The sequence below is a fragment of the Flavobacterium sp. MMLR14_040 genome, from assembly GCF_033657265.1.
Taxonomy (GTDB): domain Bacteria; phylum Bacteroidota; class Bacteroidia; order Flavobacteriales; family Flavobacteriaceae; genus Flavobacterium.
In genome coordinates this window covers 23,233-37,228 of sequence record NZ_JAWVWO010000027.1, presented here as the reverse complement: position 1 = coordinate 37,228, position 13,996 = coordinate 23,233, and the positions used below count along the sequence as shown (strand labels likewise).

At 35.7% G+C, this 13,996-nt stretch carries 7 protein-coding genes; 1 reads left to right on the top strand and 6 read right to left on the bottom strand.

Annotation, left to right across the window (positions count from 1 at the left end; all coding sequences use genetic code 11):
* Nucleotides 1–205 precede the first annotated feature (205 nt).
* The 6 genes from SD960_RS21980 to SD960_RS21955 form a co-directional block, all read right to left on the bottom strand.
* Nucleotides 206–1,534, bottom strand: a complete 1,329-nt coding sequence (locus SD960_RS21980) for a glycoside hydrolase family 28 protein (protein WP_318805998.1) — start codon at nucleotides 1,532–1,534, stop codon at nucleotides 206–208.
* A gap of 130 nt (nucleotides 1,535–1,664) precedes the next feature.
* Nucleotides 1,665–2,948: a DUF4861 domain-containing protein gene (locus SD960_RS21975; RefSeq protein ID WP_318805997.1), complete on the bottom strand. Its 1,284-nt coding sequence runs from the start codon at nucleotides 2,946–2,948 to the stop codon at nucleotides 1,665–1,667.
* 239 nt (nucleotides 2,949–3,187) lie between these two features.
* A complete protein-coding gene (locus SD960_RS21970) occupies nucleotides 3,188–4,258 on the bottom strand; it encodes a glycoside hydrolase family protein (protein ID WP_318805996.1) in 1,071 nt (356 codons plus the stop codon).
* 179 nt (nucleotides 4,259–4,437) lie between these two features.
* On the bottom strand, nucleotides 4,438–5,970 hold the full coding sequence (locus SD960_RS21965; RefSeq protein ID WP_318805995.1) for a sialate O-acetylesterase: 1,533 nt from the start codon (nucleotides 5,968–5,970) through the stop codon (nucleotides 4,438–4,440).
* A 170-nt stretch (nucleotides 5,971–6,140) separates the two neighbouring features.
* The gene (locus tag SD960_RS21960) at nucleotides 6,141–7,676 is read right to left on the bottom strand and encodes a RagB/SusD family nutrient uptake outer membrane protein (RefSeq protein WP_318805994.1); all 1,536 of its coding nucleotides are present in this window, start codon (nucleotides 7,674–7,676) and stop codon (nucleotides 6,141–6,143) included.
* A gap of 6 nt (nucleotides 7,677–7,682) precedes the next feature.
* Entirely contained in the window at nucleotides 7,683–10,826 is a 3,144-nt protein-coding gene (locus SD960_RS21955) for a TonB-dependent receptor (protein WP_318805993.1), read from the bottom strand.
* Nucleotides 10,827–11,185: 359 nt separating this feature from the next.
* On the opposite strand from SD960_RS21955, the gene SD960_RS21950 reads away from it, so the two are divergent.
* On the top strand, nucleotides 11,186–13,987 hold the full coding sequence (locus SD960_RS21950; protein WP_318805992.1) for a glycosyl hydrolase: 2,802 nt from the start codon (nucleotides 11,186–11,188) through the stop codon (nucleotides 13,985–13,987).
* Nucleotides 13,988–13,996: the final 9 nt, after the last annotated feature.

The following is a 13,996-nucleotide window of genomic DNA, read 5'->3' as shown; positions in this document are numbered from 1 at the left end:
TTTTATCCCCAAAGTTAATATTTCATTAACCGATCTTCTTCATGATTCATAATCAAATCATTACGGAAATAACTTTTTGAAAAAAATTTCACCTTATCACTTAGTAATCACGGCATAATAGCAATTTTCAGACAATTTTATTATTGCAAAATCAGCAGAAAAAGCCATTACAAGCGTAAACTCTTACAACTTGTGGCTCTGCAAATTAATCAATTAGCTGTTTGTTTATGTAAACATTTTTAAAAGTAACTCCGTTGATTAAACTTTTGTCTATATCCGTTTTTACGGTTTCAATCTTTAAGTTTTCGAAAGTAAAATTGGATAAACGAACATTTGGATCATTTTCAACTCCGTAAAAAGTCTCACATTTTAAGGTGATATTTTTTAAGGTGATATTGTCTCCGTAAGAAAGCGGAATATCTTTTCGTCCTTTTAAATCAAAAAATTGTTTCCAGGCAAAAACCGCCAGACCAGTTTTTGCTTCTCCTTTAATATCTTCCACTCTAATATATTCATATCGCTGTGGTGTATCGGGACGCATTTTAAGCCATAACATTCTTGATGCGCCATCTATTTTACAATTGCGCATAATTACATTTCGGTTATGAATTGACTCGCTTCCGTTTGTTAGGGAAGAATGACAAAATCCGAAATTACAGTCTTCTATGATTATATTCGCATTGGGTCCGTTGTTTTTATCCTGATCTGCATACGGTCCTTTTCCGCCCTTTAAAGCAATTGCATCATCGTTTACAGACATATAACAGCTTTTTACTAAAAAATTAGTGCAAATATCAATATCAATAGCGTCTGTACTTGGTGCTTTTACGCCAACATGCGGTGAAAATATATACAAATCCAGCATTTTTACATTATTGCATTTGTAAAAATGATTGGTCCAAAAACCCGAATTAATAAGTTTTACATCTTGCAATTGTACGTTGTTTGAATTCCATACAAAAACTAATCTTGGTCTTGAAACTTCAAGATTGGTACATTTTGGATTTTCTTTTCGTCTTTGCCAGAATGCTTCCCAATATTTTTTACCGTTTCCGTTGATGGTTCCTTTTCCCGAAATTGAGAAATTATCAACTCCGTAAGCGTTTACCAAAGCCGGAAAATAATCCAGATTTTGTCCTTCCATTCTCGATGGCATTATCGGAAAATCAGCAATATTATCTGAGCCTTTTAAAACTCCTCCTTCTGAAACGTACAAAGCTGTTTTTGGTTTAAAAAACAAAGCTCCGCTTAAATAAACGCCATTCGGAATCACAATTACGCCTCCGCCATTTGCCGCGGCTTTGTCAATTACTTTTTGAATTGCTGTGGTTTGCATTTTGGTGCTGTCTTTGCTTACGCCGAAATCTGTGATGGTGTATTGTTTCCCTAAATCTTTTAGCTGCAGTTTGGTATAATCTTTAAACCAGTTTGTGATTGGTGATCCGTCGGGGAATTTGTCGTTTGTATAATTTTGAGATAATGACACTTGCGTGAAAGCGAGAATGAAGATTATCAGGGTTAGGATTTTTTTCATTTTTTTGGTTTGGTGTTAGTTTAGTTATTTTTTTGTCTTTGCGAGGAACGAAGCAATCCCACTTGCTGGATCAACTTTGTGTCTTTTGTTCGTGAGGTTGCTTCGTTCCTCGCAATGACATCCTTTGTACTTACTTTACCTCAACTTTAATCTTTGCCGAAAGCTGCTTCGCTAAATCCGTAACATAGCTAGTAAAATAAGCTGAATCTTTAAAGTTTTTATCGGCACTTAGTTCCCATCCGGCGATTGGGTAATAACTAATTTGCTGATTATTTTTTACGTTTAATTTTATTAGAAAGGAATCTGTTAATTGTCCGTTTTTTGGTGCTTCGATATATCCTTTATAAACATCTTTCGGAATAATTACGGCCGTTCCCAAAATCCATTGGCGATCGTAGGTTAATTTATCGTGTTGAATAAAACACACAAAATCTCCTGAATCGATTACTTGCAATGGGTTTTTATTGTTTAGGTTAGAAAGTGTTATAAGCAACATTTCGTTTCCTTTTAAACCATTTAAAGAAACTGTGTTTTTGTAACCGTACATTCCCGGCCAGATCGAAGAAGTTTCTTGTGCGTCGTAATTATTTCCATCTATTTTCCAGTTGTGGTAATTATAGCTTAAAACGGAGTTCACCGCACCTTCGCTCACGATTTTGAAAGTCGTTTTTTCAATATTATTTACTGTATCGTTGGCAATAATCCCGAGTCTGTTGATTTTATCGTCTTTTAATAAAGCAAAACCGCCTAATCCTGCCGAATTTCCAACGGGAAAAATATCTCTTCCCCAATCGTACATCACATGATAATTGTCTTCAACGGCACCTTTGCTGTTTACACCAACATCTTCCGGAGTAATTCCCGGTAATTTTTTTCCAAAAACATCTTTAGAATTTCTTCCATCCAAATAATGTCTAAAGCCTACTTTGTCGTTTTCCCAGCTTGGCCCGTCGGTTTGGTATTTTTGATACCCTAATTTTTTATGTACCTGATTTGCCATCAAAACTTCTTGTGTGTCAGGATGAACCGGTAAATCTTTTCCGTCTCTTTTTCCAAAACGAACGCTTGTTTTTATTGGGAATTTGGGATCTGTTTTCGACCATTTTAACTCTACCATTTTGCTTTCGTTTGGAGAAAAATCAGCAACTAAAAATAATTCATCCCATTGTCCGTCTCCATCAAGATCATTTACCTGAGCCGGAATTGTATCTTTTTTATAAATTAAAATTGGATACTGACTTGCTTCATCTTTAATGGAAAGCTGATTTCTTTTAATTGAAATTGCTTTTTGAGACAATGCTGTTTTTGAAGAATTCTTTAAAACAATTTTGTTTCCGGTTGTTTTTTGCTGTGCATTACTGCTTGCAAAAATCAATGCTGTTAATGCGATTGGGAAATATAATCTAGTTTTCATTGTTTGTTTTTTTTCTGTTTGTTTGTGATAACAATTTACTTATTTTAAACTGTTGGGTGTGATTTTTTAACACATAGAAACATAGAATTATTGAACTCGAAAAAGGCGTTTCACTTGTAACAACAAACATAGCTATGTGTGAGAAACGAGTTTCTTTTGATTTACTTTTTCAAAATCATAAAATCTATGTTTCTATGTGTTTAATTAAATTTTTATGTATTATAGCCAACATATTCATTTTATACTATTTTAAAAATAAAAGCCGAAGCTGTTTCGTATTTTCCTCCCTGAGAAGCAGTAAACAAATAGGTTGCTTTTCCGTTTTGAAATAATAATTGCGGACGTTCTACACGGCCGTATCGGTTTAAATGTTTAGGTGCTTCGGGCTGTTTTATATATTTATCTAATGGCTGATAGGCTATTGAAGGATCGCTCCAGTGAATGCCATCATCAGAATCCATATAGAGCCCGTGATCAATGCCAAAAACACCCATATCTCTGGCTAACATTTTAAATTTCTTGTTTTCGTACCATACAAAAGCATCTTCGCATTGCTGGTTGTTTCCTAGTTTAGAAAAATCAATTAGCGGATTGTTTTCATATTTAACATAGGGTCCTTCTAAAGATTTTGAAATGGCCAATCCGTATTTTCTGTTTCCTTTGATTTGGAATTTTGGATGCACATAATTTTCTGTATCCAATGATTTATAATACAGCCAATATTCGCCGTTTGGATGTTTTAAAAAGGATGGGTTTGTGGTTAAAAGATCGTCCCATTCTCCTTTTTCTCCCGGCAATAATAAAGGTTTATCCGGTCTTTTCCAAGGGCCATAAAGTGAATCTGAAATGGCTAAACCAATGCGTTTGGTATCCATTTTTCCGTTTGAATTTCCCATAAAAAACAAGGCATATTTTCCATCTACAAAATGAATACTTGGGTTATGGCAGGTTGTGGCGTCCCAAAATCCTTCTCCACGCGGTGCCAAAATGGTACTTATATATTCGTATGGCCCTTCGGGTTTGTCGGCAACGGCGTGTGCAATTTCTGAACTGTTGATCCAGCCGCTCATTCCTTTTGATTTTTTCCACCTTGAAAAAAACACATGGATTTTTCCATCGGGACCTTCAATCGGGCTGTTGCACCAAACATAATAATCTTCAAATTCGAGTGCGCGCCCAACCGGACGAAGCTTTTTTTCAAAATCTGAAAGTTTGGGATCAGCTGAAAAAGTATTGCTTCTAACGGGAAATGGCAAACATAAAGCCATTAACGCGAGGGAATTTCCGATTATGAATTTTCTTCTGTTCATTTTTAGATTTCAGATTTTAGACTTTAGATTTTAGATTCAATACTATTTGGTATATGCATTTTGTCATTCCGAGGAACCAGGAATCGCACTAGAAACTCCGCAATCAAAATCGCCAATCTTTGTCGATTTGCGCGTGTGATCCCTCGTTCCTCGGGATGACAAACTTCGTGCTTACTTTCTTATTTCTTCTCAACTTTATCAACCCAATCATCTGTTCTGAAAGGCGATGCAGGTAAATTTTCATTATTGAACAAATTGGGTTCGGGAACTGCTTTCCAAGCAAAACGAACGGCTGCGGGATTTTTTACTTTTGATGAAGAAACTACAATTGTTTTTCCGTCAATTTTGGCATCGGCGGGATAAAAAATTCGATCTTCTCCGGCAATTTCAAATTCTTTTAGCGTTTCTCCTTCCTTCTTTAAACCCGAATCAGCATTATCAAAAAACAATTGAACTTTTTGTTTCTTGATTTTCATAGTATTGTAAATGGGTCCTGAATAGACCAATTTATTTTCGTTGTAGGTTTTGGCACGAGCCAATAAAGCAAGGCGATGTCCAACGGTTTGTTTGTCTATTGGGTGAATATTGTTTGCATCACCAACATCTGTGGTAACCACCATTCCGCTATTTGGTATCGTTTTTAAGGATAATAATTGTGCTTCGCGAATGTCGGGAGTTTGTCCTTTGTGAGGTGTAATTTGTACATAATAAAAAGGGAAATCGCCTTGTTTCCAATCGTCTCGCCAGTTTTTTACCATTGCCGGAAAAAGTGTTCGGTATAAATTTGCCTGACCGGAATTGCTTTCGCCCTGATACCAGATTACGCCTTTCATCGTATAATTTATGAGTGGATATAACATCGCATTATAAAGCACATAAGAAGTTTTATTGGCTTCTTTTTTCGGCTTTTTTAATTCTGGTTTTGGAGCATTTGCAGCACTTGCAATTTGTTGGTTTATGGAAGCTAAATAATAGGCTTCGAGTTTTTCCTGATACAATTTTTCGTTCTTGGCGTCTTGCTGTAAAATCGGCAAAAATGAAATGTTATTTTCTAACACATTTTGAGACGTCCAGGCTTCTGCTTTTGTTCCTCCCCACGAAGTTGAAATTAATCCGATTGGTACGTTTAGTTTTTGATACAATTCTCTTCCGAAAAAATAGGCAACGGCAGAAAATGTATTGATACTTTCCGGCGAACATGGTTTCCATGAACCCATTACATCGTCTAAAGGTTTTGGCGAGGCATTCGTTAAAACCGTAAACAATCTGATATTGGGATAAGAAGCATTTTTAATTTCTTCCTGATAATTTTTAACTCCGGTTTTCCAGGTTCCTTCTTCTTTTCCTACGGGAAAATACATATTTGATTGTCCGGAGCAAATCCAGACTTCGCCAATTAAAATATTGTTTAATACAATTTTATTATTTGCGTTTATGGTAATTGTATAACCTTTTTCGCTTGCGCCTGGTGTATCAACGGTGACTTTCCAATTTCCATCGGCATTTGCTGCCGTTTCTATTGCCGCATCTGACCATCCTAACTGAATATTTATTTTTTCGTTTGGCGATGCCCATCCCCATAAATTAACTTTTGCGTTTTGCTGCAAAACCATATTATCACTTACTAAAGCGGGTAGTTTGACCTGAGCTGTAAGGGAGAATTTTGCGCTAAATATCAATAAAAATAAAAGAAGCTTTTTTAAGTAAATCATTGGCATTGCGTTATTAAATCCTGAACTTTAAATTTAAAATAATTAAACACAAAAAGCATCCTGTGCTTTCCTGTTTATTTAGTATTAGAAAAATGCAAAAAAGCTGTCAAAAGAGACAGCTTTTTTCAAAAAAAACAAAATATAAAAAAAAAATTGGGGGCAAAGTTTTTTTAGTCGTAACCAATATTCTGGTCATAAAGTCCCGGAACGGCAAGTATTTCAGATAACGGAATTGGGTAAATTAGCGCATTTTTATCTATTGTTCTTATTTTTCCATCTGTATCTTCAACCGCTTTCCATGCATTCATTATTTCAACTGCTTTACCAGATCTGATTAAATCGAACCATCTGTTTCCTTCAGAGAAAAATTCTTTTCTTCTTTCTGCAAACAATTCATCTAAGGTAATATTTGCAGCATTTGCCGCTACTCCTGCTCTTGTTCTAACCTGGTTTACAATGTCATCAACATCGGCCTGTGAGCCTCCGCCACCATGAAGTGTACATTCGGCCATCATCATTAATACATCTGTGTAGCGAATCACCATAAAATCTACGCCCCAGTCTTCGCGACCGTTTCCGTATCTTGTCGGATCAATATATTTTTTGAAAACCGGTAGCGTATAACTTCCTTTGTATGTTCCTGAAGCCACTGTATAACTTGTAGCTATACCAAAAGTTTTTCTTTTATCGGTTGCTGCAAACATGTTTAAGAACTCGGTTGAAATTTCTTTGGCTTCCAATGATCCCTGTGCTGATAAATTGAAAGAAGCAAAATAAGGTTCATAACCTAGTTCGACCATAAAATTACCTCCTACACTAAGTGGTAAACTTTGAGTGTACGGAATAGTTAAAACATTTTCTTTGTTTGCATTTCCTTCTACTTTAAAAATAGCTTCATAATCTGCTCCAAAAACGTATAAACCACTTGTTTTTATATCATTTAATTGCTGATAAGCTTTATCCCATTCGTTTAAGCCTAGTGTAGCGCCGTCAATTCCGTAGGTTGGACTTGAGCGTGTCATGTAAACAAGGCCTAATAATGCTTTTGCTCCAAATTTAGAAACTCTTCCGTAGTTTGCAGCATCGTATGATGGAGGAAGATCAGGTATTGCCTGCTCAAGGTCTGAGATTATAAAATCATACACTTCTGTAACCGGAGTTCTTGGTATTTTAGCAGCTTCAGGAGCTGTCATTGTTCTTTCGATTAAAGGAACACGACCAAACCATCTGATTAAATCAAAATAACAAAATGCTCTTAGAAAACGGGCTTCGGCAGCCATTGCTGCTTTATCAGCAGGATTGGTGAAAATCTGATCTCCCTTTTCTGCGATTTTTTCCAGTAACTGATTTGCTTTATTGATCGCGTTATAATTGCTTGTATACGCTTCTTTTATGTATGAATTAGAACTAATGTTGGTATAAAAACTATTAATTCCTTCCCACTCTCTTGATGCGGTTGTAGTGGCATACAAATTATCAGATCTGGTTTCACTTAAATTCAATACCCTGTTGGCATAACCGTAAGTTCCGGCGCCATGAAAAGCTACAGAATAAGTGGCGTTTCTGGCCTGAGCGAAATCGCCCGGAGTAGCATAAAAATTCTCTATTGTTCCCTGAGACAAAGGCAACTGAGTCAATTCATCTTCGCAAGAGGCAAAAGCAAATAATGCCAAAGCGCTTGCAGCTAAATAAATATATTTTTTCATTTTCTTTTAATTAAAATTAATGTTAAGACCTAAAACAAGTGACTTTGCAAGAGGTGCTCCTCCATAATCTACCGGTACAGAAAAATCACTATTTGAACTTGCAGATGTATTTACGGCTTCAGGGTTGAAACCCACTTTGTACTTGTTCCAGTTGAACCAGTTTTCTGCGGTAATATAAAGTCTTGCATTGTCGATTCTGCTAAGGCTTTTTACAGCTTCTCTTAAGTTAAATCCTACCGAAATACTTCTGATACTTACATAATCTGATTTATACATCCAGTCAGAGTTCGCCTGATACCCAAACGAAGTTCTCCAGTTTCCTCTTACAGCCGGATCAACGTCTAAAGAATTTTCTACAGATCCCATTCCTGTACGGTCAATAGCTCTTCCTGTTAATCCGTAAACTGATCCTCCATTTTGACCTTGTACCAAAATATTCAAATCAATATCTTTATATTTAAAAGTATTGGTGATTCCCCAAGTGTATTTTGGTGTTGGATTCCCTAAATCTACACGATCTTCTGAGTTGATTTTTTTATCTCCGTTTTGGTCAATATATCTCGGATCTCCCAAAACTAGTTTGTTTCCTCCAATTGTAGTTCCGCCTCCATCAATATCCGCCTGCGTTACTACACCATTTTGCTGTAATCCGAAAATCGTATACATTGGTTTACCCACTTCTAATTTTATAAACGGAACTCCTCCATCAAACGAATTACTAATTTCAATTTTAGACTGATCCGGACCTAAAGCCAAAACTTTATTTTCGTTATGGCTTATATTTGCTGATGTTCTCCATTCGAAATTATTTGTTTTTATGTTTAAAGAGTTTATCTCAAATTCCCATCCCTGATTTTGTACTTCTCCAACATTGGTTAAATAACTTGTAAATCCGGTTGCCCCAACGATTGGAACTCTTAAAAGCAATTCGCTGTTGTTTTTTCTATATACTTCGAAAGTTCCTGAAAGTCTGTTTTTTATAAATCCGAAATCAATACCTGCATCAATACTTCTTGATTCCTCCCAGTGCAATGAAGGGTTAGCAATAGATGATGCGCCCTGCCCGATTGCAGCTGCTCCGCCAATTGAATAATTATAAGAGGCAAGTGTGGCATATGAAGCATAACTTCCAATATTATTACTTCCGTTAATACCTGTACTGGCTCTCAATTTCAAATCACTAAGCCATTCAACATCTTTCAAAAATTCTTCTTGTTTTACTCTCCAGCCTAATGAAAGAGAAGGAAATACTCCCCATTGTCTGTCTGATCCAAATTTTGAAGAACCATCATGTCTGATACTGGCCGAAATCAGGTATTTTTCTTTGTAGTTGTATTGTAATCTGGCAAAATAAGAAAGTAATGTACTTTTTTCTGCATTTGTAGAACCCAATGATCCTGTTGGCAATGTTTCTACGGTAGAACTGTTGTAAAGTGCCCCGGATGACAAGGTAGATCTCATGATTTCATACGAGCTGAAAGACTGACCTAAAAGCAAATTGAAATTATGGTTTCCAATAGACTGATCGTAGTTTAAAGTGTTTTCATTTACTAAATTTTGTCTTCTGTAGGTATTGTATGCTCCTCTAATACTGGCCTGAACATCGTTTGGTGTATAACTTTCGTTGGTATTATCTGAGTTGTCAAAATTAATTGTGCTTTTAAACGTAAAACCTTTTGCAAACTGATAACTGGCATAGGTAGAAATCAAAGTTCTGTACATGGAGTTTTTTCCTGTTCTTGCCAACGCATTTAGCATGTTGGTTGTACTGCTTCCCCACGCATATCTGGTGGTGTATTTTTCTCCGGCAGCATTTGATGCACTTTCAAAAACAGGAGTTGCAGTAAGAGCTTTAAATAATGTATTGTCTTTTCCTTCAACACCCGGATCATTTTTTACAGAGTACGAAGGCGCTATATTGATTCCCATTTTAAAAGTATCCGATAGCTTAACATCAACGTTTGCTCTGGCAGAAAATAAAGTATAATCAGTACCTACAATATATCCGGTATTTTTTTGATAATTCGCCGATACATAATAATTTACCGCTTCTGTAGCTCCCGAAACAGACAATTGATAGTTACTAAATTCTCCTGTGCGGAAAACTTTATCCTGCCAATCGATATAATCTAATCCCGGATGTCCCGGCATATCCCATCTGTCATCATACAAATAGGTATAATATCGTGAATTTGTGGTTGTAAGCGGAGCCGTTGGATTTACTGCATTATAAGCTGCAATACGCTGCGCCGTGTTTTGACTCGCTGATGCTCCTGCTATACCAGAACCAACCCATTGTGAATCGATCATGGTTTTGGCTCTACCGATCCATTGTTCTGACGATAACATATCTACTCGGTTGGCTTCTTTGTTAACTCCTCCGTAAGTATTAAACGTAAATTTTGGTTTTCCTATTTTACCTCTTTTGGTGGTAATTAATACAACTCCGTTTGAGGCTCTTGATCCGTAGATTGCTGCTGCCGCGGCATCTTTTAAAACTTCGATCGAAGCCACATCATTTGGGTTCATATTATCGAGCGGACTACCGCTTGAAAAGCCTCCGTTGCTGTTTGATCCTTCGGTATAAATTGGAAATCCATCTACTACATACAGCGGTTCATTTCCTGCCGTGATAGAACCTGCTCCACGAATTTCGATACTAAAAGGCTGTCCCGGTAAACCTGTAGTTTGCTTGACACGAACTCCGGCTACCTGCCCTACTAATCCCTGATCGATTCTTGAAATAGGCCTTTCGGTAAAATTCTCTGTTTTAATACCCGAAATTGCTCCCGTTGTTAATTTTTTCTTTTGAGTTCCGTACCCAATAACTACAACTTCATTTAAATTTGAACTTTCAGTATCCAAAACAATGTTGTAAGTATTTGAAGCTCCAATTTTTACTTCTTTGGTTACAAAACCTATGAAAGAGAAAACAAGTGTTTCTCCTTCTGAAACCTTGACACTGTATTTACCATCAAAATCGGTACTGGCTGCCCTTTTTGTACCTTTTACAAATACATTTGCTCCCGGTACCGAGAGTTTGGACGGATCTGTAACTGTTCCTGTAACCACTTTTTCTTGCGCATAACCCGCAGAATGGAATAATCCAAACAGGGCTATAATCAGCAATAGATTAAAATTATTTTTCATAAAAAGTTTAATTTGGTTAATTAATTAGTTTAACCAAATTTATTTAGAAGGGAATCGCACAGCATCCTGTAGTATCCTGCTAACTATCAATATCTTATATTTTTAATTGTATTTTATTTAACAAAAAATCAATATAAGTAACTGATTTACAATGCGAAAAATATAAATATCATATTAAAAATTTTATGCATTTATTTTTTTTAAATCCGTATTGAAATTCGCATAAATATAAATTATGATAAAAATATTAGCCAAATTTAAGATTATTTCATATTTTAAACAGGACGCTACAGGATAGCAATTTCATGAAGGTCTTTTACTTTTACTTTATTGGATAATCATCTTTTGAATCTTAAATAATGAGACTAATCAAAACCTATTTTTTTATATTCTTTTGCTTTGTATTGAGTTGTCATTCTTTTGCACAGAATAAGGCTGAATCTCCTTGGCCAAATTCCAGCAATATCAATCAGCCGTGGGCACGCTGGTGGTGGATGGGAAGTGCGGTTGATCAACCAAATTTGAAGAAAAGCCTTTTAGATTTTCATAATGCCGGAATTGGTGGTGTAGAAATAACTCCCATTTATGGCGTAAAAGGAGAAGAAAATAATTTTATAGATTACCTGTCTCCAAAATGGCTGGAAATGCTGGATTACACCATTCATATTTCAGACAGTCTGCACATGCAGGTCGATATGGTTTTAGGAACGGGCTGGCCATACGGCGGATCTCATGTTACACTGCAAAATGCCGCCACTAAACTCATTATCGAGAAATATCAGCTTAAAAAAAATGAAACCATTGATAAAAATATAGTACTCGAAAACACAAAAGAAAAAGTACCTGCCGAACTTTTGTATGTTGTAGCTTATGGAAATGATGGAAGTTATGTAAACTTAACAAATCTGTTAAAAGATAAAAATTCAAAAGTAAGCGACAAAGGAATTGAAGGAAATCCTGTTTCGCTGCAAAATCCGCTAAAACCAAATAAATTAAAATGGAAAGCTGGTAAAACAGATTATACGATATATGCTGTTTTTAGCGGAAAAACCGGTCAACAGGTTAAAAGAGCGGCTCCGGGAGGAAGCGGTTATACTTTAGATCATTATTCTGAGGAAGCATTGAATGCTTATGTTGTTCCGTTTAATAATGCTTTTAAAGGTCACGAAGGAAAAATAAGAGCTATTTTTAATGATAGTTATGAAGTTTACGGAACTGATTTTACTCCCAAATTCTTTGAGGAATTTAAAACTTTAAGGGGATATGATTTAAAACAACAAATGCCTCTTTTATTAAACGAAACCGATAATGAAATCGGTAACCGAATAAGAAGTGATTATAAACAAACGATTGCCGATTTATTACTCAATAAATTTGACAAACCATGGACAGCCTGGGCAAATTCTAAAAACTTTAAAACAAAACTTCAGGCACACGGTTCGCCGGGAAATCTGATTGATTTGTACGCTTCTGCCGATATTCCGGAATGTGAAACTTTTGGTTCTATGCCTTTTGATATTCCGGGATTTCGACGCGAGAAAGATGACATCCGCGAAGGCGATGCTGATCCGGTTATGCTGAAATTTTCCTCTTCGGCAGCACATATTTCAGGAAAAAATCTGGTTTCGTCTGAGACTTTTACATGGTTAAGAGAACATTTTAAAACGGCTTTATCACAATGCAAACCAGAGGCAGAAGATTTGATGTTAAATGGCGTGAATCATATTTTTCTGCACGGTTCTACTTATTCGCCAACAAGAGCTGTGTGGCCAGGCTGGCAATTTTATGCTTCGGTAAATTTTAATGCCAATAATAGTATTTGGGAAGATGCTCCTGCCCTTTTTTCTTATATTTCAAATTGTCAATCGTTATTACAACAAGGAAAACCAGACAATGAAATTTTACTTTACTGGCCCATTTTTGATGTTTGGGATAAATACCAAAAAGGCAACTTATTTTTTCAATTTAAAATACATTCTTTATCAGAATGGTTACACGGAACATCTTTTTATAATACTACAAAAAGCCTTCTGAAAAAAGGATATGGAGTTGATTTTATATCGGATAACTTTATTGCAGAAGCTAAAGTTATGGATGGAAAAATCAGTTTGCCAGGCGGAACTTTTAAGTCATTAATTATTCCGTCCTGTAAAAAAATGCCGCTTGCCACTTTGCAAAAATTAATAGCCTTAAAAAAACAAGGTGCCATTATTATTTTTGAAGGATTACCGGAATCGGTTCCCGGATTTAATGATTATAAAAAACAGGAACAAGAACTTCAAAATCTTTTAAAGACGAATAATGAATTTGTAAAGCCGGTTTCGGATATTTTTATTGCTTTAGAAAATGAAAAAATAAAGCCGGAAACACTTGTAAATTCTGGTTTAAAATTCATCAGAAGAGATGTAAACGGAGAAAAAATCTATTATTTGGTAAACCACACTCCCGAAACTGTCGACGAATTTATTCCGCTACAAATTGGCAATAAAGAAGTTATTATTCTTGATCCCTTAACGAAAGAAGCTGGAAATGCTATTGTAAAAAAATCGAGTTCAAATACTTTAGTAAAAATTAAAATCGAACCGGGACAATCTTATTTTTTAAAAACAGAAAATACAGCATCTCAAAAAAAATGGAATTATTATGAACCTGTAACTGAAGCCATTTCTTTAAAAGGAAACTGGAAAATTAACTTTGATAAAGGCGGACCAAAATTACCGTCAGCCGCAACCCTTTCAACTCTGGAATCCTGGACAAAATTAAGTCCGGAAGCTGAAGCTTTTTCAGGATCTGCTACTTACACTTTGGAATTTGAAAATCCGAATAATAAAATAGAAAACTGGAGTTTGAATTTGGGCGATGTGCGCGAAAGTGCAAAAGTCTGGCTTAATGATGAATTTATTGGAACTGCATGGTCTGTTCCTTACAAACTGAATATCAAAAATTTAAAATCCGGAAAAAATATTTTAAAAATACAGGTTACCAATCTTTCTGCCAACAGAATCAGGGATAAAGAATTAAAAGGCGAAGAATGGAAGATTTTTTACGAAATAAATATGGTCGATAAAGATTATAAAAAGTTTGACGCGACAAAATGGAATCCAATGCCTTCGGGATTGTTGGGGCCAATCACGATTACGCCATTAAAAACTACAAATTAATTAACCGAA